A 26,550-nucleotide genomic window follows, 5' to 3' on the forward strand; every position below is an offset into this window, starting at 1 on the left:
ATGCTCGCATTCAGTCCATATATCAGTTCATTTATTGATCAAATTATTGTTAGTATTCCCTACTTCAAACCGGAATTAATACTGATCATTACTTTTATAGGCACTATTATCGCGAGTCTTTTCGTGGATAGATATTGGGACAAGGCATCTTTCACCTTTACGGTGGCTGGGCTCTTATTAAGTGGTTGTTATCTATTGGGACAGGGATTGAGTCATGTGGAGATGTCCGGATTCTTCGATATGATCCACGTTGATACATTCGCGATATCGGCACGAATGATTATCCTGCTGTCGACCTTACTGATTACGATTTTTATCCAACAACGTCACCAGCATGAGCGTCCTCTGGGCGATTTATATGCTGTAATCCTGACCGCCACCTTAGGGCTGAACCTCTTGACCATGTCGAGCAACTGGCTGATGATCTTTATTTCCGTCGAAACCGTTTCCATTAGTTCCTATATTATGGTCGGTTATTTTTCAGCGAATAAAGCACAATCTGAGGCTGCGATGAAATATGTGCTCTTTGGGTCTATCTGTGCTGCTGTTATGCTCTATGGTTTATCCTTGCTATACGGTTTCACGGGAAACTTGAATTTTGATGCGCCAGCCCATATTGCGGGGCTGATGGAGGCGCCTAAGCTGATGATCAGCATTGCCCTCTTATTTTTATTGACTGGTATAGGTTTTAAACTTAGTTTCTTCCCTTTCCATGTGTGGAGTCCTGACGTTTACCAAGGGGCACCGACGGTAATCACTACTTACCTGGCAACGGTACCGAAAATTGCTGTTGTCGTATTACTGTCTAAGCTACTTGCGGCCTGGCTTGCTGTATCTTTTTATTTCAGTGATTTCCTAGCCTACGTGATTATCATCATTGCCATTGCGACCATGTTGATCGGTAATCTGGCTGCATTACGTCAACAGGATGCCAAACGCATGATGGCCTATTCTTCCATTGGTCACACTGGTATATTATTGATGGCAGTACTGGTTTATCAAAACAATGAATCCAACGTTTTACTGTTTTATTTATCGATTTATGCGTTGATGAATATTGCGGTCTTTATTTTCATTGATAGTTTGGAAGACAGCCTTGGCAGTACTTCAATTGACTCTTATAAGGGATTAGGTAAGCAGTCACCGTTATTATTCACCTCATTATCAATTGTTTTAATCGCGTTGATAGGCCTGCCTCCTACTGCTGGATTTGTCGGAAAGCTACTGATATTTTCAAAGGTATTCGAACAATATCAAAACTTCCAATCCTTCGGTCTGCTTGCGCTTTTGATTGTAGGGGCACTTACATCGGTGATTTCCCTTTTCTATTACTTTAAAATTCCGTTGAACGCATTCCTAAAAGACAGTGTACATCCGTATACGTCCAAATCAAATCCTATACTTCTCGGCATCGGTTTGTTATGTACCATTGTAGTTGTCTTGTTGGGGTTATTCCCGGATGTTTTACTTGCTATTTTTTAAAAAATCAATACCAATTTTTCCTCCATACTACAGTCTCCCGCTAATTACATCGTATTGATACCGGATTTGAAGTGTAGGATAACCCCATAATATATTTTATATTTGTAACATGATTAGTGCAATAGCAAATCCCATTTTTCAACGTGCTATCCAGGATTACCACGTATACGATCAGATTGATCATCCAATCCAGAATCCATACGATAAACAATCCCTAGAACATCTCCTGTACTTAAAGTGCTGGATTGACACCGTACAATGGCACATGGAAGATGTTGTACGTAATCCTTCCATTGATCCAAAGGATGGGTTATACTGGAAGCGACGCATCGATGAGTCTAACCAGTACCGCACGGACACGGTGGAATATATAGACAGCTACTTTTTACAGAAATATCAAACGATCAAGGCACAGCCTTCGGCAACAATCAATACTGAAAGTCCAGCTTGGGCCATTGATAGACTATCTATACTGGCTTTAAAGATCTATCATATGGAGCAAGAGACGCTACGTTCAGATGCGTCCGCAGCCCATATTTCTGCTTGTCAGGACAAATTGAACATCTTGTTGGAACAACGTACAGATCTTTCACAGAGTATCGACGAATTGCTGGCGGCAATTGAGTCGGGTGAAAAATACATGAAGGTCTATAAACAGATGAAAATGTACAATGATCCAGAACTAAACCCAGTACTTTATACTTCCGGAAAATAAGGACATGTCTTTACCGCAGCGAATCATAGTAACTCGATTTTCAGCTATGGGCGATGTCGCCATGGTAGCTTCGGTATTGAAGGAATTTTGCCTGCAATACCCTTCCGTCGAGATTATTATGGTGAGCCGTTCCTTTTTTGCGCCATTCTTTGATGGTATAAAGAATGTGAAGTTCCATGCAATTGAACCTAAGACAAGCCATAAAGGTTTTTGGGGCTTGGTCAGGCTAAAGAAGGAACTGGCACAGTACAATGCCGACGCTGTAGCGGATCTGCATTTCAATTTGCGTTCGCGTGTATTAGCTCTCTTATTCTCACTTTCCGGAATGAGGGTCAAACAACTGGACAAAGGCCGTTCAGAAAAAAAAGCCCTTACCCGTAAGGAAAATAAGGTTAAACATCCGTTGAAACTAACTGTAGAACGCTATGCAGATGTATTCCGGGCTTTAGGCTTTCACTTTGAACTAAGTCACAAATTGCAGTCTAATTTGCAGGATGTCCCTAAGGCTGCCTTTAGCCTATTTGGCAACTTCGAACGGAAAAAAATTGGCATTGCAGCCTTTGCCCAACACCGATATAAGATTCTCCCATTGGCAAAGATGGCCCAAATCATCGACTATCTGACACATCATGGTTATGATGTATTGCTTTTTGGCGGCGGTCAGCAAGAGTTTCAAATTGCACAAACCTGGACGGAGAGTTTTCCAAATACCTACAATACCATTGGAAAATTTACGTTAAGAGAGGAACTGGACATTATATCAAATCTGGACCTGATGATCAGCATGGATTCCTCTGGCTTACATATGGCTTCATTGATGGGCGTAAGATGTCTATCGCTGTGGGGCGCGACACACCCCTATGCAGGATTTACAGGTTATGGCCAAGAATCCGGGAACTGTGTCCAAGTGGAGCATCCCAGTCGACCGAGTTCTGTCTATGGCAACCAGCCCTGCGACTGTGACGGCACAGAAGCAATTGATTTAATTACACCAGAAATGGTGATCGAAAAAATAACAGCGGTAAGATGAGGATAGGATTTGATGCAAAGCGTTTTTTCAACAACGCCTCAGGCTTGGGTAACTACAGCCGGGATCTAATACGCATTTTATCAACCTTTGTTCCGCAAAATGACTATATCCTTTATACGCCCAGCACATCTCTTGAGCGCTATGCTAATCTAGTCAGCCCTGAACAAATTAAGAAACCACAGGGATATATCAATCAAAATTTTCCCAACCTCTGGCGAACAAAGAGAATCGTGTCAGATTTGAAAAAAGATGAGGTCAATATTTTTCATGGTCTTTCTGGAGAAATTCCGGTAGACTTGGCTCCAGCGAAAATCAAATCCGTTGTTAGTATGCACGATTTAATCTTTATGCGTTACCCTGAGCTTTATCATCCGATAGACCGCTGGATCTATAAAAAGAAATTCGCACATGCCTGCCGACGGGCAGATAAAATCGTTGCGATTAGTAAACAGACCAAAAATGATATTGTTGAGTTTTTTGATATTCCGCAAGAAAAAATAGATATCATCTATCAGGGGTGTCATGAGGCCTTTAAAATTCTAAAAACCGATGTGGAAAAGCAAAAGCTTAAGAATAGTTTAGGTCTCCCAGATGAATTTCTATTAAATGTAGGGACAATAGAAGAACGAAAAAATGCGCTATCTATCGTAAAAGCGATTGAGCATATCGATATCCCCTTGGTTATTGTCGGCAGAAGCACAAAATACAAGCTTCAGCTCCAAGAGTTTATCCGTAAGCATCGGATGGAACATAGAGTATACTTTCTTAGTGGCCTGAATATGCAGGAACTTTCAGTGCTCTATTCCGCAGCACTCGCATTTATCTATCCATCTATTTACGAAGGTTTCGGCATTCCTATTATCGAAGCCTTATATTCGGGCACACCCGTAATTACTACGGATTCAGGAGTTTTCCCAGAAGCCGGAGGCCCAACTTCGTTGTATGTACGACCGCACGATATTGAGCAGATTAAGCATGCCATTGAATCTATTTTAAATGACAGCAATTTACAGCAGCACATGTCTATAAAAGGATTGGCCCACGCACAGCAGTTTAATGATGACAACCTAGCGGCACAATGGGAAAAACAATATCTGACGCTTTAGTCTTCTGATTTCACAACAGTTACTAATTTCTGCAGTTTTTTCCAGTGTTGTGACCGATCACCGTAAATCAATAATTTGCCAAGCTTATATTTAAATTTCATTATCCCCTTGTAGTCATCGGGCACAATGCGATAAGAGACAGTCGGGTCTTCGTTGATGACATCATTGACGGCCCTTGTGTAAACTGTTGGCCCGGTCATGCCGTGCACGTCATGTGGGTATTTATTTTGCTGAATATTTTCAACAATATACTTTATTGTCCGCTCCAGAAAAGGGTGTCCTTTTTCGAATACCAGCGCCCATTGTGCAAAAAGATTTTGGTGGTTCTTTTCACGCGTAATGACAGCATGGTCATCTTCTTGCAGGTATTTATCAAGATTAACGAGAATGTCGCTATCCAGATCCAGGTATACTCCGCCATATACATATAAGACGGCATATCGAAAAAAATCGGCTTTTGCCGCTCCGATCTGCAACCTAGAATACGCTTTATATACTTCATTGTCAAATGATTCCTTTATAAATGTATCTACACGTTGGTCATCATAAAACTCATAGCGGTAATTCTTATTCTTACGTCTAAAGCGCTTGATATATAATTTTGTTAACCAAGGGATTTGGTTCGTTTTAAATGTCTGATAGATTACTTTTGGTATAGCCATGCCCTTATTTCAAAAGTTTCTTATAAAGTTCCCAATATTCATCTGCGGCTTTATCCCATGAAAACTGGGCAGCCCAGGATTTAATTTCAGGAGTACGGTCTTCCCCATGGATAATAGCCATCAGGTTGGATTTCCCAAATTCGATCAAATATTCCGGGTCTGTGGATTCTAAAAAGAAAGCTTCGGGTCCTCCGATCTCAGGAAGACAAGTATAAGTAGATAACAGCACCTTCTTGCCGAATGACATCGCCTCAATAACAGGTAATCCAAAGCCTTCTGCTATTGAAGGGAAAGCAAATAAAGCACAATTCTTTAAATAATTATATTTCTCTGTTTCTGTTATCGGCCCGGTGAGCCTTACTCTTCCCGCAACTCCAAGTTCAGCCGCTAAATCAAGAATATATTGATTATAATCCGGTTCTGCGATAATACCGCTAATGATCAGTTCCAAATCATTCCCAACCAATAAATAAAGCAACGTATGAAAATTTTTCTTGCGATTTATGGTACCGATAGAATAAATAAAGGGTTTATGGATATTATCCTGCGATTTATCTAGCTGATCTAAATATTTCTGATCAATATTATTTCCATTATAAATCACATGAAGTGGTTTTCCCCTTAAATTACAATAATCTTCGAGGTCTTTCTTTACATAATTTGATATCGCAACAATAATATCCGCCTTATCCAAATTTGCCTGTAAGCTTTTCAGATACTTCTTTTCTTTTTCGACCGATTTCTTTTCTTTCAGGAAGTTCAGGTCATGAATAGTAGAAAGAACCTTGATTTTATGATTACGTGGAAAATATGAACTAAGCTGGAAAGTAGAATGCCAAAGATCACTGTTGGAAAATCGCGGCATCCAGAATTTCTGCAATGATTTTTGCTGGTAATAGTTTGCTTCTGCTCCAAAATCCTCATTGGCGGGGTTATTCGTATAAAACACCATCTCATAGGGATCCTTTGTCTTCTTCAATAAAGCTTGACCTAATTGCTTACAAAAATGAAATAAGCCTGTATGAGGATATTTCATCCGTTCGGCATCAAATATGATCTGTTTTTTCTTCATTCGCTATCGTTCAACAAAGATAGGCTGTTCAGCTTGTTTTTCATATTTTTTATCCCCAAATCATCATTTAATATTGATAAGCAAAACTGCTACTGAATGAAATTATTGCAAATATATCGGATTATATATTCAAATTAATTTTCGTGATCTAAAACAACCCGTAGCCAAGCTTCAAATGAGTATTTTTCTACTAGTTCGGGCGTAATATCTTCATAAGATTGATTGATAAAATCAACTATCTCATTAATATTCTTGTCATCCCAAATAAAAAAATTGGCCTTATTATAAAACTCGTAGTCTTTTATTAATGGATTGTTTGTTATTAACTTCTTTTTCAAATATAAAGCCTCGAATACACGAAATGAAACCCCTTGATGAATTGTGGAATTATCAAAGTCCAAGATAGCTTTATAGTTATTTTCGGTTTCAAGAAGTTGTTTATAAGTAAGCGGCTTCTTCAAAAATTTAATACCACTATCTTTATAACGATCTAATATCTTTTTATCTGTACAATGCAAATAGATGTCACTTTTAATATTTTGCTCTTGCAGCACTCGAATTAGATTAAGTATTGAAGGCATTCTATTTTTAAGATAACTTCCTATAAAGATTAACTCTTTCTCACTCTTATTTACACCTATTTGTTTTGGATAAGGAAAATAAAAATTACTGATATAAAAAAGATTATTAAATTGTTCTTTATATTTTAAACTATCAGATTTATCAAATACAAAAAACTTATCAAAATATGGAATCCGTTTAAATACCTCAGGAAACCTCATTAGACCATCCCATTGATAAGCAACTATATGTTTCACTTTACTTTTTAACAATTTTATCGAATCAATAGATAAAAGATCGGGTCGAATAACTAAAGTGAAATCAATACTTTGATCGATATCCAATAAACTGTTTTGTAATTCTTTATTTACCGTATCATAAATTAGTCGCTTTTTATAGTTCTTATCTCCCAATAAATTTTTACAAATGAAGCTCTTTATCCTTTGTCCCCTATTTTTATATTTAAAAGCACTATCAGTCAAAAAAATAAGTTTAACTTCGTAGCCCAACTCTTTACAGGATCTGACCATTAATCGATACAATTCGAAATGCACTGGAATGATCAAAATTAGCGTTTTCGATACTTTCAACTCAATTAAATAATAAACATAATATTTGTATGACAATTTACAATTAAAATTTCGATATAAAAAACTACCAAAAATGATATCGATAAATATTCTATAAAGTAAGAGGCTTTCTTATTGTAGGTATATTTTTCTTCTTACCTTTACTGTCAAATTATAGGATATACTATGGGCTTAAGGAGAACTATCAAGAACTTTAATAGTAAAAGGAATTATTTAAAACAACTTCAAAAAAACAATGATTTATTACCGTCAATTGATGTAAACCTTACAGCCGATCAAATCTATTTTCCATCTTTTGCGATTCCTGAGATCTCTATTGTGATACCCTTTCACAATCAACATACACATACATTGAACTGCCTGTTGTCAATTGCCAATAACCTTCCTGAAGTCTCTTTCGAGGTTATTCTAATTGACGATTGCAGTAATGAATACTTTGATTATAGTGCAATCTGTAACATTTCAATTTTAAGGAACACAAAAAACCTTGGATTCCTCGAAAGTGTAAACGAGGGGATAAAAAAAGCTAAAGGGAATTACATTTATTTACTCAATAACGATACTATAGTCACAGAAGGCTTTTTAACGGAATTACTACATGTATTCCAGTCGAAAAAAAATGTTGGAGCGGTTGGCTCTATGCTACTTAATCCTGATGGTACACTGCAAGAAGCCGGATCTTTCTTTATTCGCAACGGAGTTGGGCAAGTTGCTGATATACCGACTTATTTCCCTCAAGTAAATTATACCCATAAAGCCGATTATTGTTCGGGCTGCAGCCTATTATTTAAGAGATTAAGTGATAACAGCGATCTTAATCTTTTTCACGAACAATTTGCTCCGGCCTATTTCGAAGATAGCGATTTATGTTTTACACTTAAATATATTCAGAATAAGGATGTTTATTACTGCCCATTCTCTAAGGTATATCATTTTCATGGAGTCACTTATGGTAACGAACTACGTAAGGAAACTCCCAATAGCTCAAAAATGGAATTGCTAACCAGAAATCAAAAGATATTTTATAAAAAATGGGATAGTATAATATCCAATATCCATGCAAAATTTATTCAGGAAAGAATCATAGAATTATACGGGAATAAATCACTGATTATCTTTCACGATAGGGTTCCTGAATTTGATAACAATTCCGGAGATTTACGTCTAACTGAGATTATCAAATTATTCATTGACTTAGATTACAATATTACACTCATAGTTCCTAAAAATCGTATAGAAAATCCGTATAACACCTATTTTCAACAATTAGGAGTTTGTGTATTTTATGAGCATAAGCTTCTTAATGAATACAATAGGTTTTTTAAAAAACTAGCACTTCAAACACCTATATGCTGGTTCTCAACGGGGCCCACATTTGAGCGGTTTTATAAATTGGCTAAAACACATTGGCCGAGAGGGAAGTTTGTTTTCGACATGGTAGATATCCATCATCTCAGATATCTTAGGGCGTTAGAACACGAACCAAATAATAAATTTTATAGAAAAAAATATAACGAGACTTTACGAGCCGAGAAATTTGCTTCAAAACGCGCCGATATTACGATACCTATTTCTCTACAGGAATCGGAATATATGGAGAAAACATTTGGCACCAAACGCCTAGCCGTTATCTCAAATATTCACTACAACAAAGTATCATTAAATGATGTTCCCAATTTTAACGAGCGACAAGGTATTCTGTTTATCGGTTCACAGCATCATCCAAATATTGATGCCGTGAGATTTCTGGCAGATGAAATTATGCCTATTGTTTGGCAGAATAATCCAGAAATTAAATTGAATGTGGTTGGAAATTTAGATGTATTAATCAGCGATATCAATGACCCCAATATTATATTTCATGGTTATGTCCCCGATATAACAGAATTTTTCTACAATAATAAACTAATGATTGCTCCGTTAAGAACAGGTGCTGGCGTTAAAGGAAAAATTGGTCAAGCTTTCGAATATTTTTTACCGGTAATTACAAGTAAAATTGGCGCAGAAGGTATGGCCCTAAAAAATAATTTCAATGCGATCTTAGCCGAAACCGCAGAGGAGTTCGCCGCTAGCATACTATCATTGTATACAGATGAATCTCTATGGACCTATTTGCAGTCTAATTCCGAAAAAAGTCTTGAACCGTTTTCTAAAGAAAAATTAAAAAACACATTGGAAAAAATTATTGATCTCGATGTCCTTCCCCTTCAATAACTTCCGAGATAAAATTATTCCAGCTTGCTTTTACTATTTCGGGGGCATATTTAGACATAGCTTCATGTGCCGCAATTCCAAATTCTGCTCTTTTTTTGGGGTCATTCATTAAAAGAGTTAAATAAATCTCGAAATCTGCTATGGACGAAGCTAAATACCCCGTTTTCTCGTGTTGTATAAGTTCATTTACGCCAGAACAGGAACTGAAGCCAAGACAGGGTAACCCGATAGACATAGCTTCAGTCAATGCTAAAGGAAACCCTTCATACTTACTCGGAAATACAAACAGATCCGACTTAAATAACTGCCTTATGGGATCTTTTGTAAAACCCTTCAGATAAATTCGGTCAGCCAAGTCCAAAGATTCAATCTGATCCTTTAATTGATTATAGTCGGGGCCAATGCCCCAAAGTTCCATATCCCATGTTTGGTATTTATCACTCAATCTAGAGAATATATCAATAAGAATATTTTGTTGCTTACACTCAACATCCAGTCTTGCAATATGTATTATCCGTTTCCGTGGTTTTTCTCTATCATGATTAACTAACATAGTATCTTCTATTTGCGGCACCGGATTTGGGATAACAACATACTTGCCTGTAAAACTACTTGGGAGATAATCTTTATAGCTCTCAAATAAAACTTGAATGCCCTTAAGATGCATAAACGCAGTAGTCAACAAATCCACCATAAACGGCTTCCTACTACCAAACATGTCCTTAAAATCATAATCAGGCCTACCGTTGACCGAATCAATGATCGGTATTCCAATTGAATTCTGATAAGTGATTTCTAACAAGCTTGCGATTGACATTGTTATGATGAGATCAGGCTTAACTGAATCAATATGCCGTTTCCAATTCAGCGCACGTTTCTCTAGATTGAACCGATATAGCATGCTCTCCCCACCCACCTTTTCCAATATTTTGCTATTATATCTTTTTGCTATTTTTTTTTTGATTTTATGTTTTATCCACAAAAAAGGGTTTCTCCCTTTATAATTGTATATAGGCTGTAGATCGAGCTGCTCTATTCCTGGATCAAAGATATTGGTAACCTTTATTTCTGGATATAAAGGAAACATTGCTTTTCCATTGGTATTTTCGCATGTCATTATTTCTACCTGATATCCCTGATCAAAAAAATTATTTGCCAGAAAACATGCTATTTTCTCCGTTCCGCCCGTTCCGTTCAAAAAAAATAAATGCTGAATAATTAAAATTTTCATCGATTAATAATAGTTACGTAGGTAATGCTTAACTCTTTTCTTTACCTTAGGAATTGGTATAAGTTTAGAAAATAGTAAATAAATACGTTTCTTTTGGGTGCGAAGTACTTTGTATTTTAAATAAAACTCATCAAATTTCTTATAATCAGGCGCTGCCAAAAAAAACAGAAAAGGTTTACTTAACGACTTTTTTTCTTTATCACTTAAATAACAGGACACCTTTAAATTAAAATAGGAACGGATCAAATTAAATAAATATTTTTTTTGCTCATTGTCCAACGGCATTTCTGTATACCGCAAATAAAAAGGTTCATGCTCTATAAACCTGGCTAGGTGTAGTGCTTTGTCTGAAAAAAGATGATAGCTTGAGTAAAATTTATCCAAAAGATCAAACCACTGCGGAATTTGGCGCAAAACTTTCCAGCAATTATGATGGATTTTAATATGATTTTGATTTTCATGTTTTCTATAAAAATAGACTGCTTTTTCATTGGCAGCCAATTTATTAGTCAAGGCCAATAATCGATGCGATAACAAACCATCCTCACAAGGTTGAATACCTTCAGGAAAGCGTATATCCGAAAATTCTTCAAGAAAACTTCTTTTTATAATCTGTCCACAGGTAGGCAAAGCTGTAGGGAAAGGGAGCAGGCGGGTAAAATACTCTCCTACAACTAAAATATCCGCCTGACAATCGTCGGCGATTCTAAACGAGCTTGAAAGAAAATCAGTAGCAATAGTATCATCTGAATCCAAAAAGTAAACATATTTCCCTTTTGCATATTTTAGTCCTTCATTTCTGGCAACAGAGACGCCTCGATTTTGCTGATTAAAAAAATAAATTCTCGAATCTAAAGCGGCGTACTTTCTACAAATTGCTGCGGAGGAATCAGTACTACCATCGTTGATTAATATTATTTCGAAATTTTGCAGCTCCTGATTCAGTACACTTTCGATTGTTTCTTTTAAAAATTTTTCAACATTATAAACAGGTATTATTACCGATATAGCGATATCCAGAGATATTTCCATACGATCAAAACTCGCTCTCATGAATATTAATATACAAAATTAATTTGACAATAAAGCTAATTGGGACAATCAACCAAAGAATTTTTGATTTTTTCTTTGCTTAGTGTGAATTCGCGATAACGGAATTCGCCTGATTTATTACCGATCATTGCCCCCATTTTAATTAATGATTCACTAGTTCCCATTGGAAAAATTGCACTGCGATAGGCATTATTTTTTAATAATGGCTTCGGAAAAACTTTGAAATTTATACCGTCTTTGGAATAAGCAACATATAATAATTCAGCCGTATATTTTTTTACGTCTCCGACAGCAATACATAAAAAATAATAGCCGTCAACAAAAGTTGCCTGAATATGCCAAGGTGAATTTGCAGAACTCTCTCTTAACCAAGGTTTATTAAGAAAATTGACCAGTTTACTCTCCTTAAAACCAGTAAAATTAATACCATCAGTAGAAGTTCTACGCACTACATACGAAGGTTCTTTCCCTTTAAAATTTCTCCGATTAAGGTTCAATTCTATTTCATAACTCAAAAATTGGCTTCCATTATGAATAAATGAAGGAGACAACACATGGTCATTCTTTGGAGTAAATGGTGGGTTACTAGTAAAGGCGATGTTTAAATTGGACCATCTTATACCATCCGTTGAGGTTTGTTGCACAATAGTCCGATGTGCATCTAGTTTCAAACGATCAAAATTCGTATTCGTGAGCACACATTTGCTTTTTAATGATTGCGCTGTTATAAAACTACCTCTGTAATACAGATAAAATCGATCATTCAGGAATACCCAATCTACATCGGACCAAAATCCTTGAATCGGATCCACTTTATTTTCACGAAAGCTTTCTTTTGGATATGGCGCATTAATAATTGGGTTAGTTAAACCCGGAGGATTAGTCCAATCAAGGCCATCATTTGATACGACAATACTCGGATTTTCAAATTTCTTTGAATTTTGATTGGTGCCTACTGCTCCGAAATAAGGGGTGAAAACCATCCAATATCTATAACCATTGAATTTGTTGGGAAAATACAAAACGTCCGGATGGCAGTAGCTCGCATTTACACCCGAGATATCCAGAAACTCCGTAGGGTTCTTTAACCCCATAAAATTTGCATCCGCAACAGTATGAATATTAACCAGTCCTTCATCGTTGTCAAAAGAAACAGAATCGATCGGATTGATAGTCCAAATAGGAGCTTCTACTTCTTGTGCAAAAAAATCCTCTGAACGGTGACAAGCCATAAGGACAACAACTCCATATAGGAGTATCAAAAAATTACGAATCATAGTTAAACTCAAACGGTAGATACAAAAAAATGCTACTTAACAATCGGCTTTATAACAGATAAAATAAATTGATGGCGCATGTGCGGCACAAAATTAGTATATTACCATTTAAATTTAGCAACTATTGAAAAAAAAGACATTTAGTCTTTTAACACCAACAGATTATTTTTGAGAATGCAATGCCGTTCATCTATTAAAAGCCATAAAGAATCAGGTGCACAAGTCATTGATGAGATATGCTTTTTTTTTAAAACTTCGTTTGTTATTATTTGTATTCATATGCAATAGCTAATAGTCCCGGACCGGACTACACAATGAATAGGAGTCTACGAACGTTAATATTATTAATAGGAATCAAAAATTTAATCATGGATAACAGTAAAAAATTCTATATCATCCGACACGCTAAAGCCGAAACTATTCCCGGAATCAATGATTTTGACCGCGCATTAACCTCTGAAGGCATACAACATGCAAAACAAGTCGCAGGTAAACTTGCAGCCAAACTAACACTTAATGAGAACAGTATTGTCATCAGTTCACCGGCTAATAGAGCCTTGCAGACCGCCAAAGTTTTTTTGGATGTTATGGGCTCTCCCCAATTTGATATTCAGATAGAAGATTCTATTTACGAATGCACATACAAGCATTTACTTTCGGTCATCAACACCATTCCTGATCATATCGACCATGTGCTACTTTTTGGGCATAACCCTACATTGACTGATCTGGTTGAGTATCTGACCAGGAGGCCGGCCTATTTGCGTACTTCATCTTTTGCAGAGATTAAGCTCGATGCCGGCTTCACTTTTCAAATGCTCAGTGGTAATTGTGCCGATCTTGTACAGATCGTTGATTAAATCAAATTAATTCCAAGAAATGACCAACTAACGATAGGCAATCGTTTTATCTATTTCACGGTAATTTGATTTTATTGCTTTACCAATAATGAATAGCACCGTAATCCAAATATCATCTAGCTTGGGGCACATCTTGTGAGTTATGCTATATTTACGTTCTCAAAAATTTATTTTAATTATCATACACTCTGGAGATAGCGGAATTAAATTTTCCTCCTTTTTCACTACCTTCGTCTTATGGCGAATCAACTGCAGTTTGAAAATTCCCCTTACCTTAAACAGCACGCACACAATCCCGTGGATTGGATGCCGTGGGGGACCGCAGCCTTAAACAAGGCAAAAGACGAAAATAAACTTATTATTGTCAGCATCGGCTATTCAGCCTGCCATTGGTGTCATGTGATGGAACGGGAGAGTTTTGAAAACACAGCTATCGCCCAAACCATGAACAAATTTTTCGTGTCCATCAAAATTGACCGCGAAGAACGCCCAGATATCGATCAAGTCTATATGCTTGCGGTTCAGTTGATGACCAATGCGGGGGGCTGGCCTTTGAACTGCATCTGTCTGCCGGATGGTCGCCCGATTTATGGAGGTACCTATTTCAAGCCGCACGACTGGCAAAATATCCTGTTACAGATTGCGCAGATGTGGGAAGAAAAACCTGAAGTTGCGCTGGATTATGCCAATAAATTGAATAATGGTATCCAGCGGGCCGAGAAACTTCCTATCCACCCCATCCCCGAACAATACACACACAAAGATCTCGAAGAAATTATTATTCCCTGGAGCGAAACCTTCGATAAGAAAGAAGGCGGTTATACAAGAGCACCCAAATTTCCGCTTCCCAACAACTGGTCTTTCTTTTTAAAATATGCTGTACTCTCTGGTGATCAAGCCATATTGGATCATGTACATTTTACCTTAAAAAAAATAGGCGCCGGAGGAATCTATGATCAGATTGGCGGCGGTTTTGCGCGCTATTCAGTAGATCATTACTGGCATATTCCCCATTTCGAAAAAATGTTATACGACAATGGGCAACTGCTTTCGCTCTATGCCGAAGCCTATCAACACAATAAAGACCCATTCTATAAAAGAATAATCGAGGAAACTATTGCCTGGGCTGAACGTGAAATGCTTGCTCCCAATCATGGTTTTTACAGTGCTTTGGACGCCGATAGTGAAGGCATAGAGGGAAAATACTATTCGTTTTCAAAAGCTGAATTTGACGAAATTCTGGGTGAAGATGCGGCCATATTCAATCAATATTTTAACATTACTGAGAGCGGCAATTGGGAAGAAGAACATACAAATGTCCCCATTTGCGCCATTAATGCCGATCAATTGGCGACAAAGGTCAATATGTCAGCTGACGAATGGGCAGAGTTTTTAAAAACTTCCAAAAGAAAACTATTTGATTATCGGGAGCAACGTGTTCGACCGGGCCTCGATCACAAACAATTGACCACCTGGAACGCGCTCTTGTTGAAAGGACTAGTAGACGCTTACCGTAGCCTTGGGACAGCACACTTTTTAGATCTCGCATTGAACAATGCTGCATTTATTTGTACGGAACTGGTCCAGGAAAACAGTACTATATTACATCAGCCCCAGGATAAAAACCGTGCAATATTAGGCTTTTTAGATGACTATGCTTTTACCATAGAGGCCTTTATAGCCCTCTATGAAGCCACATTTGACCAAAAATGGCTGACTATTGCCCGGCAGTTGGCTGACAAAGCCATTGCCTTATTTTATGATGGCGAGCAAAAAACATTTTACTATACCTCGGTTGAAGCAGAAGAGCTGATCGCCCGAAAAAGTGAGATCATGGACAACGTCATCCCTGCCTCTTCCTCAACAATGGTTCGTCAGCTGAAGCGCCTGGGTTTACTTTTTGATGATGAAAATTATACCGCAATTGCCGATCAATTACTGGCGAATGTATTTCCTCAAATCAAAGCTTACGGCTCGGCCTATTCAAATTGGGCAATATTATTGCTAGAAGAAATATATGGGATCAATGAAATCGCGTTGACAGGTTCGGGAGCAATTGCTTTCCGTAAGGAACTGGATCAACATTATATCCCCAACAAACTTGTTCTCGGCGGCACAGAAGAAAGTCTTCCACTCTTAGAGAACAGAATCGGAAAGGAAACAAAAGCATATCTTTGCAAGAATAAGACCTGCAGTCTTCCACAAGATTCCATAACAGCGTTAATAAATTATATTTAATAAACGGTAGCCTTAGGCTCCCAAAAATCAAAATCAGATGGCTATAAAAGCAAACGACGTCGTAGCATTGACGTACAGACTTCACACAGTAGAAAACGGTGAAAAAGTTTTCGTTGAAGAAACAACTGCAGAACAACCTTTAGACTTCTTATATGGTGTAGGTATGATGTTGCCTAAATTTGAAGAAAACATCGCTGACTTAAACGTAGGTGACAAAATTTCTTTCGAATTGGCACCGGAAGATGCTTACGGTGAAAAAGACGAAAGAGCATTCGCTCAACTACCTGTGGACATGTTCAAAGAAACAGGCCTTCCTCCAGTTGGAGAAGTATTGCCTTTGCAAGATAACCAAGGAAATCAATTCCGTGCTGTAGTTGCAGAAGTAACTCCAGAGATTGTTATCGCAGACTTAAACCACCCAATGGCTGGTAAAACATTGAATTTTGATATTGAGATCTTAACAGTACGCCCTGCTACTGAAGAAGAATTGTCTCACGGACATTCTCATGGTGTAGATGGCACACAAGGTCACTAATCAGGATATAGAACAAGGAAAGGGCGTCAATTAACGCCCTTTTTCTGTTCCTAGCTATTTACAATCTGTACCTTTCTCTCAAAAGTTCCATCATGACAACCTTTGCTCAAAAAGTAATCGCATTTAACAAACAACTTCAATATCAGGGAAATCTTCCTTCCGATTTTAATGTCATCAACCCCTACCTCGACAACCCTGAGACATTAATCGTTATGCAGCAATTTTACAATAAATACTATGACGACAATAGTAAACGTAAATTTATCATCGGTATCAATCCAAGTAGACATGGCGCCGGTGTGACGGGCGTCCCTTTTACCGATACCAAACGGTTATACAGTATCTGCGATATAAAAATGCAATCTGCCCATACGCATGAAATCTCCTCCGTCTTTATGTATGACATGATCCAGACTTATGGTGGCGCCGAACTCTTCTACAAACAATTTTACATTAATTCTCCTTTCCCACTCGCTATCGTTCGGGAGGTCAAAACCAACAGCTGGATCAATGCAAACTATTACGACGATAAACAGCTCTTTGACATGGTAAAGCCATTTATGGTCAAATCGCTAAAACAGCATATTTCAATGGGACTCGAAACTGAGGAAGTATTTGTTCTGGGAAAAAAGAATGCCTCCTTTTTGACCAAAATCAATAAAGAGGAAAAACTATTTGGAAAGATGACCACTTTGGATCACCCCCGTTATATCCAGCAATATAAATCAAAAGATAAGCTATCGTATATTGATAATTATATTCGATTACTAAGCGGCATGTAAAATGTGGACAACCATGTTAAATAGCTGAATTGCAACACAAACATTGTGAATAACTAATAATCTGAATTTTCTAGCCAACTGGCCTCTTACATCAAACCATAGTTTTTGTTTTATGTATTATTCAAAGCTTTGTCGCCCGCAACATTTCCCTTTTTCCAGGCGCACCGGGAGCCTTTTCAATAGAGAAGCCCAAAGATTTCATGCTGCGTTTGAGATTGCCGGTAATCGCATAAGTAACAAAAACACCACCCGGTTTAACGAACTGGGCGACATGTGCCAAAGCAGCATCGCTCCACATCTCAGGTTGATGTATAGCGGCAAATGCATCAAAATAGACAACATCAAATTGTTTTTCAGTTTGAAAATCCATCAATAGTGTATGGGCAATGCTAAGCTGTAAACGCTCGTGAATTTGAACTTCCTCTTGCAATGCAGTTTCGTAATGCTGCAGATATGCTGACCAAACACTTGTATCCACAGTCTCCTGGTAGCCTGTTGCTGCTACAGTTGCCAAGGGCAACGGAAATCCCTCGATACCAACATAGTCGACCTGAAATGACTTGTCCCGAATGAAGTCAGCTGTCTGCAGAAAGTTAAGCCCTGTACCGAAGCCTATTTCCAATATAGCAGCCTCCGAAGCTCCTGACTTCTGCAGGTAATGATCTAGACCCGTTTTGATAAATACATGCCTGCTTTCCTGAACAGCACCATGCTTAGAATGGTAACATTCTCCTATCTGCGCATTGTACAATGTCTTCGAGCCATCTCCGGTTGTTACAAATTCCATCTCCGTCATAATAATTTTTGATAAAGTAAATATCCTTTATGCTTCACCCGATCCAACAATCGCTGCACCTGATTCATAAAATAATATAGTGGATTCCCGCGACACAAACTATCCGCACATTTCAGCTGCCTCCAGCAATAGCAATGAACTTTGTACGCATATCCGTTCAAAGATAAAAAGCTGACACGAATAAATGCCAATTAATCTTTATGCTGAGGTTAAATGGAAATAATAGATAAATAGATTATTTTAGCGTCATAAACACGAAACAATCAGAAAACCTAATGGAATACTCAGCAAAAACTTTTATACGTAACTATGGCAGCATCCTGCTACTGCTTCTTGGCATCAGTATCGGAAGTTTAATTGGGGTATTTTTTCCACATGTGGTGAACAACCTGAAACCGATTGGCGATATCTTCCTGAATCTGCTCTTTGTAAGTGTCATACCGTTGGTCTTTTTTGCAATAGCTTCGTCTGTCGCCAATATCGAAGGTGATAGTATACTGGGGCGTATCATTGGCATGATGTCCTTTGTATTTGTAGTCGGTATCGTGGTTGCCGGAGTTACAAGCATTATCTTCCTCTATCTGTTCCCCGTCAGCTCGGACCTCCCTATCGAACAAGCAAAAGACATCATCGACACGGCTACACAGGACTCCTGGGGTGAAAAAATGGTCCGCTTCCTGACAGTTAGTGAATTTTCCAGTCTATTGTCGCGCCAGAATATGTTGGCTTTTGTGATATTCTCGTTTTTAGTGGGCATCGCCACGCGCAGATCTGGCAGCTCCGCGGATATGTTCCGAAAATTTATCAACGCTGGAAATGCCGTGATGGGCAATTTATTGGTTATGGTCATGAAGCTGGCACCTATCGGATTAGGGGCTTATTTTGCCTATCAGGTTGGCACACTTGGCCCACAGCTCTTTGGCTTTTACGTAAAACCCATCGGCCTGTATTATATCTTCAGCCTCTTCTATTTCTTTACACTGTTTAGCCTATTTGCTTTTCTTGCTTTTGGCCTAAAAGGTGTCAGACGCTATTGGAAAAATAATATTTTACCTTCGTTGACTGCGCTTAGCAGCTGCAGCAGCCTCGCTACTATGCCGGCCAACTTACTGGCCGCCAAACAAATTGGCATACCCGATACCGTCGCGAGCGTGGTCATCCCATTGGGCACAACCCTGCATAAACATGGTTCTGCCATCGCTTGTATTTTTAAGATCTATATTGCTTTGTTGCTAAGCGGAAAAGATTTTTTTGATCCGACCAACCTGGTCATGGCTGTTGGAATTACGTTGCTCGTCAGTATCGTGGCCGGTGGTATTCCAAATGGTGGATATATCGGCGAAATGCTGATCATATCCGTTTATCAGATGCCCACAGAAGTCGTTCCTTCCATTATGATTATCGCAACATTGGTAGATCCGCTGGCCACCATGCTCAACGCGACCGGCGATACCGTTGCTGCCATGTTGACCACCAGACTTATGGGACAGAAACTTTCGGATCCCCTAGCGGAAGATATTCCCCACCTTGGTTAAAACCGATACGCAAAAAATAACTGTCCATATTGATGTCGATGAAATACCGACTTAAGTTCTTTGGAATTGAAAATATAATTAATACCGTAATTGATCTTGTGGTTTGACCAACTGAAACCTACGCGATGACTGATCATCCAGGGCTCTATACGGTATAAATCGCCAACGGGATCGTCTTTCCCCAGTCCGCCCTCTATTGTTGAGTTATAAAATATCCGGGCCAGGCTGGGTTGATAAACAAAATACCATTCTTTATCGTCTTCCCCTCTAGCTTCTGTTAAATGCCCATGGGTGAAGGTAGAGGCTCGATAAGCCTTAAGTTTACCGGCACGGATTGGAACTCCAACCTCGATATTGGTATTGTTCATTCCCAATGCTCCCCTACCCATGATGCCAAGATCGAATGTGCGAGTCTGATCCCGATAAATTCCTTTCAGGTATTTCGCTTGTAGATCCACACCAAAGGCATTGCGCAATGCGGTATCCCAGCCCGTCGCCTCATACATTCCAAAAAGATGGTGGATAAACTTTTGCGCTTCCTCCCCATAAGAGCGGGAGCCGATCTGTCCCAATTCAACTTTAAGTTCAAGCACTTGATCGGCTTTCAAAAAGCGGGTTCCTGATGCGCTCAGATACAGGTACCCCGCAAATGGCCGGTCATATTTCTTATGCTGTTTACGATAATCTATAATACTGATCCCATTGTAGATGCGCTGTCCAACCTCAAAGTCCAATACAGTATTCGAAATCGCTGATGCTTCACCGGTGGGTAATGCAATACGGTAATTGACATTGATCCCGTTGGTATAATATCGATCCTGGCCGATCAATAGATAGACATCATTGTCATTTTGAAGGGAAACTTCTTGGTTGCGCAAGCGCAGTTGGCCAAAAACCAAAAAAAATGGAAATATAACTCCATATAGGAGCAGTAAAGACCGCAACGCAACATTCATACTAACAGGCAATTGTAAAATTCATGCGATATAAACTGCAATAAAATATTAAATCTCAACTTAAATTATTCAAAAGCATCCAAATATCCCTTATTTTTTCGGAGACAATCGGCTATTTAGAACAAATATAAATAATGTCGAAAACTTGCATTATTCCTTTCTTCGCAAATCTATTTGTAATTTTGCATTCGATTAAGTGTCAGTGATTGCCAAACGATGGTAAGTAATGCACTAGTTGTTGTTGAATACGTAATCCATTAAGGGAAACTTAAAGGTGGCATTGAAGGTAGCCACAAAAGCGTAAAGTAAATCATACGAATGAAATTGTCATAAGGTATAGCCTGTTCAGATCATAATCGAGCAATTCCTTAGGATAGTTTCTTCGCCGAATAAAAACAAATATTACTAATGAAAAAAAGTTCCATCATTCTAATCGCTATTATTGCAGTGGCTATTGCCATGATACTTGTGATCTATACAGATTCAAGTACCTACTCGACATTTACCGAGGCAAAAGAAAAGAAAACAGAACTATATGTCGTGGGCCAGCTCAATAAGGATAAGGCACTTCACTATGATCCGAAAACAGATGCCAACAAATTCAGCTTTTTCATGTACGACAATGACGGTACAGAATGTGAAGTTATATTCAGAGGCGCGAAACCGCAGGACATCGAGCGTTCAGAACAGATTGTATTGACTGGCAAAATGGACGGGAATGTGTTTAGAGCAAGTAAAATATTGATGAAGTGTCCATCGAAATACAACGATAAATCGGTCGTGACGGAAATCAATGCGACAGCTTTCAATAATTAATCTGTAAAATCAATTTTTCAATGGACGTTAATTACGTTGGTGAGCACCTGCTTCCTGGGCAGATCGGACAATTTTTTATTGTTCTTTCCTTTGGTGCCGCACTTTTATCTTGTATCGCTTATTTTTTCGCGACTAAAAACCCTGAAGAGACTTCATGGAAAAAGATCGCCCGCATTGGATTTTGGATTAATGCGATTTCTGTTGTAGCCATTGGTTCAACCTTATTTTATATCATCTACAATCATTTATTTGAGTACAACTATGCTTGGGCACACTCGTCCAAGACTTTACCAACATATTATATCATTTCCAGCTTTTGGGAGGGACAGGAAGGAAGTTTCTGGCTCTGGATGTTCTGGCAAACGGTATTAGGCGCGATATTGCTGTTCAAAGCCAAGAGCTGGGAGAATTCCGTGATGACCTTCGTGATGTTATGTCAGGCATTTTTGGCATCTATGATCGTGGGGGTAGAACTTTTTGGGTTACGCATCGGCAGTTCTCCATTTATTCTATTACGTGATGCGATGGATATTCCGATCTTAAAACAAGCCAATTACCTCTCGTTGATTACAGATGGAAACGGTTTAAACCCACTCCTGCAAAATTATTGGATGGTGATTCACCCACCAACCCTGTTCCTTGGTTTTGCTTCCATGATTGTGCCTTTCGCTTACGCTACCGGGGCGTTATGGACCAAACGTTATAAAGAATGGATCAATGCCGCTTTGCCTTGGGCCCTATTTGCGGTCATGATTCTCGGCGCCGGTATCATTATGGGTTCGTTCTGGGCGTATGAAGCGCTCAACTTTGGTGGTTTCTGGGCCTGGGATCCGGTGGAAAATGCATCTATTATTCCTTGGTTTACCTTAATCGCAGCAGTACACGTTATGATTGCCTATAAAAACTCTGGGCATTCGTATTTTACGGCTACATTCCTAGCCATGATCAGCTTTGTGCTGGTCATCTATGCGTCTTACCTAACGCGTAGCGGTATCCTTGGCGAGACCTCCGTACACTCCTTCACCGATTTGGGAATGAGCGGACAATTGATCTTTTTCAATGTCGCATTTTTGGCCATTATGGTGGTCTTTCTTGTTGTTAAAAAGAAGGAAATGCCGATTACAGAAAAAGATGAAGATATCTATTCCAGAGAATTCTGGTTATTTATCGGGGCGTTGGTGCTGACTGTTGCCTGTGCACAGATTATTGCCTCTACTTCTATTCCTGTATTTAACAAAATCTTTGGAACCAAGGTTGCTCCGCCTTTAGAACCGATCCAACATTATAATAAATGGCAATCCGGATTCGCGGTTATTGTCATGATCATGACGGGATTTACACAGTTTCTAAAATACAAACGCACCGATAGCCGCAAGTTTTTAGCGTCTACCGTCGCTTCCCTGGTTATTGCCATTATCCTGACAGCAATTATTTCTTATTTTACCAAAACCTACAGCAACCTGATCTACATCCTGATCACCTTTGCCAGTATCTTCTGTATTCTGGCCAATATCCGGGTGCTGGGTGACGCAGTCAAAGGTAAATGGAAACTGGCAGGTTCTTCGGTAGCCCATATAGGCTTCGGCCTATTGTTGATCGGCGCAATGGTTGCCGCCGCAACAAATGAGGTTATCTCGGTCAACAATACCGGATACATTGCTGTATCGGGTTTTGACAAAGTTGAAAAACCGGGGGAAAACTTATTCTTAACTGAAGGCCAGCCCGTACAAATGGGGGAATATAAAATCACCTATATCGGTGATAGTATCGTTGCACCAAATACTTATTACAAAATCAAGTACGAACGTGTCGATGAGGAAACGGGTAAAGTGAAAGAAGAATTTATCCTTCAGCCTTTCGCACAAAACAATGCCAAAATGGGTGGTTTGATCGGTACTCCGGCGACCAAACATTACATTACCCATGATATATATACCCTAATCACTGCAGCGGCAGCGGAAAGCCAGGCACAACATACAAAGGTTGCTGCCGAGGAGAAAACAGGTTTTGAAGATTATGAAGAACCTGCAACATACGAAGTCAATATTGGCGATACACTACGTTACCGCAATGGTTACTATGTAATCGAAGGACTTAACAGGGATGCGCATCTGGAAAAAATCCCGAAAGGCCCTAATGATGTGATGGTGGGTCTAAAAATCAAGGTTTTTTCAGCGGATAACAAACAATATGAAGTACAACCTATTTATTTGATCAAAGACGGTGGAGTTTATGATTTCAATAAAGATGTCACAGATCAAGGTCTTAAATTTAGGTTTACAGGCATCAAACCGGATAAAGATAAACTCGAAATCATGGTTTATCAAAAACCTTTGCCTGAGAAAAAATGGGTGGTCTTTAAGGCGATCAAATTCCCATACATCAACTTCTTTTGGTGCGGAACGATTGTCATGACCATTGGTTTCATCATGTCTATTGTCAGAAGAAATAAAGAGGAAAAACGAAAACTAGCAAAATAATGAACATTGTTATCTTAGGAAGCGGAAATGCCGCAACACATTTCGGGAAAGCGTTTCAACAGCTAGGACATCAGATCGTTCAAATCTATAGTAAAACAAAGGCCAATGCGGATGCATTGGCCTTTGCACTTCAATGTCCGGGTACAGACGATCTATCGCAACTGCTACAGCATGCTGACCTCTATCTGATTGCGGTAGCTGATCAGGCTATTCCTACGATTGTAGAAAGGATGTCACGGGACATCAACGGAATTGTTGTACATTGTTCTGGCGCAAGCGATATGGCTATATTGAGCCGTTTTAAGAAGTATGGCGTGATCTATCCACCACAATCGCTTTCCAAAAACAAGATTGTGGACTTTTCGCTTATCCCATTTTGTGTAGAAGGCAATGATGCAAATACAACGGAGGCCTTACTTGGGCTAGCACGTACCTTTTCCTCCCGAAGTATCCACTGCGATTCACAGCAACGGCTAGCCATCCATCTGTCTTCCGTGCTGGTCAATAATTTCTCGAATATCCTATACCAGTTTGCCTATGAATTGTTAGCGGAGCACAATCTTTCCTTTGACCTGGTCAAACCTATTATTTTGGAAACGGCAGAAAAGGTTCAAAACCACATTCCAATAACAGTTCAGACAGGTCCGGCAATTCGGGGAGACGAGACCACACAGCAAAAACATTTGAAATTTATTAGCAATAAACCAGATTTACAGCAAATCTATCAACTTTTGTCGCATCAGATTACTAAAAGAAAATAGTTTGTTAGAAACATTTATAAACTTATCAAAACTTATTCGGGCATAGTAAATATAACTATTTACTTAGGGAACTTTAGTACATTTGCTGTGTCCAAAAGCGCATTTTGGAATGCTAATTGAGCAGTAATCTATTCAATTGGACTAAACATTAAAATAGCGAATTAAAACTAAACAATCGTATTTTCTATGGAAGTTAGAAAACTCATTATTTCAATAATGATTGTGATTAATTTAATCATTGTATCATTTGGCTTTATATTTACATCAAGCTGGTTTTGGTTATTGATCATTCCATTTCCTTTATTATTAATCGCCTTATACCACAGTTTCCAAACTAAACATGCGATTCTACGCAATTATCCTTTGGTTGGCTACTTTCGTTATATTTTCGAATCCATTCGTCCCGAATTAAGACAATACTTCTGGGAATCGGATATGGATGGCCGCCCATTCAATCGAAGACAGCGTTCCATTGTTTATCAACGGGCCAAAAACCAACGCGAGACAGTTGCATTTGGTATGCAAACAGATCCGCAGGCCGTGGGTAATGAGTGGGCTGCGCATTCTGTTTTTCCCTGTCATATTGAGAATCACGACTTACGTACGAAAGTTGGGAATGAAGCCTGCAAAAAACCATATAGCTTAAGTGTGTTCAATATCTCCGCAATGAGTTACGGTGCATTGAGCAAAACTGCGATTACAGCTTTAAACAAGGGTGCTGCACTGCAGAATTTTGCCCACAACACCGGTGAAGGGGGGATAAGTGATTACCATAACAACGGCGGCGATTTGATCTGGCAGGTCGGTACCGGTTATTTTGGATGCCGTAATTCAGAAGGTAAATTTGACCCTGAACTTTTCCGTGAAAAATCAAACCGTGAGAACGTGAAAATGATCGAGCTCAAACTTTCACAGGGCGCAAAACCGGGTCACGGTGGTATCCTACCGGCAGCCAAAAATACGCCTGAAGTTGCCGCGATACGCCACGTCATCCCCGGAACAGATGTCATGTCTCCACCGGCACATAGTGCTTTCTCTTCGCCAACAGAAATGATGCATTTCATCCAACAAATGCGTGATCTGTCAGGCGGAAAACCGATCGGATTTAAAATATGTATTGGTGACAAACATGAGTTTATGGATATCTGTCATTCCATGCAGAATACGCAGATCTTCCCAGACTTTATTTCGGTCGACGGATCTGAAGGCGGTACGGGTGCTGCACCGCTGGAATTTACGGATAACCTGGGAATGCCGCTTTATGATGCATTGGCATTTGTAACCAAAACCCTGATTGCATTTGGTTTGAAAAAACACATTAAAGTCATCGTGTCAAGCCGTATCGTAACTGGTTTTGATATCTTAAAAGTTATCGCTTTGGGCGCTGACGCATGCTATAGTGCACGTGGAATGATGTTCGCCCTAGGCTGTATTCAGGCCCTGAAATGTAATGAAGACGTTTGTCCTGTCGGTGTTGCAACACAGCAACCGCACCTGTACAAAGGCTTGGATGTAAACGATAAGTATGTCCGTGTCGCGCAATTTCACCGCAATACGTTACGGGCTACAGTAGAGATTATGGAAGCCTGTGGATTCAAAACTTTATCCGATGTTTCGGCAGATAAATTTTACCGCAAAGTAGATGCGATACGCACATTAAGTTTCCAGGAAATCTATTTTGGTACAGAAGGAAAATTGGTCAATAGCCATACGGACTTTGAAAGCAAGCTATTCGAAGATTAATTCCTTAATAGCAGAAAAAACAAGAAGCCCTCAGTCTTAGCAACGACTGAGGGCT

At 39.0% G+C, this 26,550-nt stretch carries 22 protein-coding genes; 14 read left to right on the plus strand and 8 right to left on the minus strand.

All coding sequences use genetic code 11. The annotated features are described in order from the left end of the window. From ACK8HY_RS11295 to ACK8HY_RS11310, 4 genes are all read left to right on the plus strand, one after another. Positions 1 to 1,482 (plus strand): NADH-quinone oxidoreductase subunit N, encoded by a 1,482-nt coding sequence (locus tag ACK8HY_RS11295; RefSeq protein ID WP_416133686.1) that lies wholly within the window; start codon positions 1 to 3, stop codon positions 1,480 to 1,482. Positions 1,483 to 1,591: 109 nt separating this feature from the next. Beyond that, a complete protein-coding gene (locus ACK8HY_RS11300; RefSeq protein WP_343565949.1) occupies positions 1,592 to 2,197 on the plus strand; it encodes a DUF4254 domain-containing protein in 606 nt (201 codons plus the stop codon). Between the two features lie 4 nt (positions 2,198 to 2,201). After that, on the plus strand, positions 2,202 to 3,227 hold the full coding sequence (locus ACK8HY_RS11305) for a glycosyltransferase family 9 protein (RefSeq protein WP_416133687.1): 1,026 nt from the start codon (positions 2,202 to 2,204) through the stop codon (positions 3,225 to 3,227). Next, a complete protein-coding gene (locus tag ACK8HY_RS11310; protein ID WP_077438849.1) occupies positions 3,224 to 4,333 on the plus strand; it encodes a glycosyltransferase family 4 protein in 1,110 nt (369 codons plus the stop codon). Before ACK8HY_RS11305 ends, ACK8HY_RS11310 begins: the two co-directional genes overlap by 4 nt. Here ACK8HY_RS11310 and ACK8HY_RS11315 read toward each other — a convergent pair. The 3 genes from ACK8HY_RS11315 to ACK8HY_RS11325 form a co-directional block, all read right to left on the minus strand. Next, positions 4,330 to 4,995 carry a glycosyltransferase family 32 protein gene (locus ACK8HY_RS11315; protein ID WP_416133688.1) on the minus strand — a complete coding sequence of 222 codons (666 nt, stop codon included), beginning with the start codon at positions 4,993 to 4,995 and terminating at the stop codon, positions 4,330 to 4,332. The genes ACK8HY_RS11310 and ACK8HY_RS11315 overlap by 4 nt on opposite strands. 4 nt (positions 4,996 to 4,999) lie before the next feature. Then, entirely contained in the window at positions 5,000 to 6,067 is a 1,068-nt protein-coding gene (locus ACK8HY_RS11320) for a glycosyltransferase family 4 protein (protein WP_416133689.1), read from the minus strand. A 134-nt stretch (positions 6,068 to 6,201) separates the two neighbouring features. Beyond that, entirely contained in the window at positions 6,202 to 7,110 is a 909-nt protein-coding gene (locus tag ACK8HY_RS11325; protein WP_139351267.1) for a glycosyltransferase family 4 protein, read from the minus strand. 273 nt (positions 7,111 to 7,383) lie between these two features. Here ACK8HY_RS11325 and ACK8HY_RS11330 point away from each other — a divergent pair, with 273 nt between their 5' ends. Continuing rightward, a complete protein-coding gene (locus tag ACK8HY_RS11330) occupies positions 7,384 to 9,432 on the plus strand; it encodes a glycosyltransferase (protein ID WP_077438845.1) in 2,049 nt (682 codons plus the stop codon). Here the strand turns inward: ACK8HY_RS11330 and ACK8HY_RS11335 are convergent. From ACK8HY_RS11335 to ACK8HY_RS11345, 3 genes are read right to left on the minus strand one after another with little or no spacing between them, the layout of a single operon-like run. After that, positions 9,401 to 10,663, minus strand: coding sequence for a glycosyltransferase (locus ACK8HY_RS11335; RefSeq protein WP_077438844.1), 1,263 nt, complete (start codon positions 10,661 to 10,663; stop codon positions 9,401 to 9,403). The two genes, ACK8HY_RS11330 and ACK8HY_RS11335, sit on opposite strands and share 32 nt — an antisense overlap. Before the next feature lie 3 nt (positions 10,664 to 10,666). After that, positions 10,667 to 11,716 (minus strand): glycosyltransferase family 2 protein, encoded by a 1,050-nt coding sequence (locus ACK8HY_RS11340; protein WP_254846309.1) that lies wholly within the window; start codon positions 11,714 to 11,716, stop codon positions 10,667 to 10,669. A gap of 35 nt (positions 11,717 to 11,751) precedes the next feature. Further along, entirely contained in the window at positions 11,752 to 12,993 is a 1,242-nt protein-coding gene (locus tag ACK8HY_RS11345) for a hypothetical protein (protein ID WP_077438843.1), read from the minus strand. A gap of 368 nt (positions 12,994 to 13,361) precedes the next feature. Here ACK8HY_RS11345 and ACK8HY_RS11350 point away from each other — a divergent pair, with 368 nt between their 5' ends. The 4 genes from ACK8HY_RS11350 (at position 13,362) to ACK8HY_RS11365 (ending at position 17,408) form a co-directional block, all read left to right on the plus strand. Further along, positions 13,362 to 13,853 (plus strand): SixA phosphatase family protein, encoded by a 492-nt coding sequence (locus tag ACK8HY_RS11350; RefSeq protein ID WP_175992137.1) that lies wholly within the window; start codon positions 13,362 to 13,364, stop codon positions 13,851 to 13,853. Between the two features lie 237 nt (positions 13,854 to 14,090). Further along, positions 14,091 to 16,091 (plus strand): thioredoxin domain-containing protein, encoded by a 2,001-nt coding sequence (locus ACK8HY_RS11355; protein ID WP_077438841.1) that lies wholly within the window; start codon positions 14,091 to 14,093, stop codon positions 16,089 to 16,091. Between the two features lie 37 nt (positions 16,092 to 16,128). Continuing rightward, positions 16,129 to 16,626 (plus strand): FKBP-type peptidyl-prolyl cis-trans isomerase, encoded by a 498-nt coding sequence (locus ACK8HY_RS11360; protein WP_077438840.1) that lies wholly within the window; start codon positions 16,129 to 16,131, stop codon positions 16,624 to 16,626. Between the two features lie 92 nt (positions 16,627 to 16,718). Next, positions 16,719 to 17,408 carry an SMUG2 DNA glycosylase family protein gene (locus ACK8HY_RS11365; RefSeq protein ID WP_416133690.1) on the plus strand — a complete coding sequence of 230 codons (690 nt, stop codon included), beginning with the start codon at positions 16,719 to 16,721 and terminating at the stop codon, positions 17,406 to 17,408. 121 nt (positions 17,409 to 17,529) lie between these two features. Here the strand turns inward: ACK8HY_RS11365 and mnmD are convergent, their stop codons facing one another. After that, the gene (mnmD, locus tag ACK8HY_RS11370) at positions 17,530 to 18,195 is read right to left on the minus strand and encodes a tRNA (5-methylaminomethyl-2-thiouridine)(34)-methyltransferase MnmD (RefSeq protein WP_416133691.1); all 666 of its coding nucleotides are present in this window, start codon (positions 18,193 to 18,195) and stop codon (positions 17,530 to 17,532) included. A gap of 284 nt (positions 18,196 to 18,479) precedes the next feature. On the opposite strand from mnmD, the gene ACK8HY_RS11375 reads away from it, so the two are divergent. Then, complete coding sequence (locus ACK8HY_RS11375; RefSeq protein WP_416133692.1) at positions 18,480 to 19,739, plus strand: dicarboxylate/amino acid:cation symporter; 1,260 nt, start codon at positions 18,480 to 18,482, stop codon at positions 19,737 to 19,739. Here the strand turns inward: ACK8HY_RS11375 and ACK8HY_RS11380 are convergent. Next, positions 19,736 to 20,695 (minus strand): lipid A-modifier LpxR family protein, encoded by a 960-nt coding sequence (locus ACK8HY_RS11380; protein ID WP_416133693.1) that lies wholly within the window; start codon positions 20,693 to 20,695, stop codon positions 19,736 to 19,738. The two genes, ACK8HY_RS11375 and ACK8HY_RS11380, sit on opposite strands and share 4 nt — an antisense overlap. 408 nt (positions 20,696 to 21,103) lie before the next feature. On the opposite strand from ACK8HY_RS11380, the gene ACK8HY_RS11385 reads away from it, so the two are divergent. From ACK8HY_RS11385 to ACK8HY_RS11400, 4 genes are all read left to right on the plus strand, one after another. Further along, positions 21,104 to 21,511 carry a cytochrome c maturation protein CcmE gene (locus ACK8HY_RS11385; RefSeq protein ID WP_077438836.1) on the plus strand — a complete coding sequence of 136 codons (408 nt, stop codon included), beginning with the start codon at positions 21,104 to 21,106 and terminating at the stop codon, positions 21,509 to 21,511. A 20-nt stretch (positions 21,512 to 21,531) separates the two neighbouring features. After that, the gene (locus ACK8HY_RS11390; protein WP_416133694.1) at positions 21,532 to 23,991 is read left to right on the plus strand and encodes a heme lyase CcmF/NrfE family subunit; all 2,460 of its coding nucleotides are present in this window, start codon (positions 21,532 to 21,534) and stop codon (positions 23,989 to 23,991) included. Next, the gene (locus tag ACK8HY_RS11395; RefSeq protein WP_416133695.1) at positions 23,991 to 24,752 is read left to right on the plus strand and encodes a Rossmann-like and DUF2520 domain-containing protein; all 762 of its coding nucleotides are present in this window, start codon (positions 23,991 to 23,993) and stop codon (positions 24,750 to 24,752) included. Before ACK8HY_RS11390 ends, ACK8HY_RS11395 begins: the two co-directional genes overlap by 1 nt. Before the next feature lie 186 nt (positions 24,753 to 24,938). Continuing rightward, entirely contained in the window at positions 24,939 to 26,495 is a 1,557-nt protein-coding gene (locus ACK8HY_RS11400) for an FMN-binding glutamate synthase family protein (RefSeq protein WP_416133696.1), read from the plus strand. Positions 26,496 to 26,550 lie beyond the last annotated feature (55 nt).

Origin of the sequence: Sphingobacterium sp. NGMCC 1.201703 (assembly GCF_047784615.1) — a bacterium.
Taxonomy (GTDB): domain Bacteria; phylum Bacteroidota; class Bacteroidia; order Sphingobacteriales; family Sphingobacteriaceae; genus Sphingobacterium.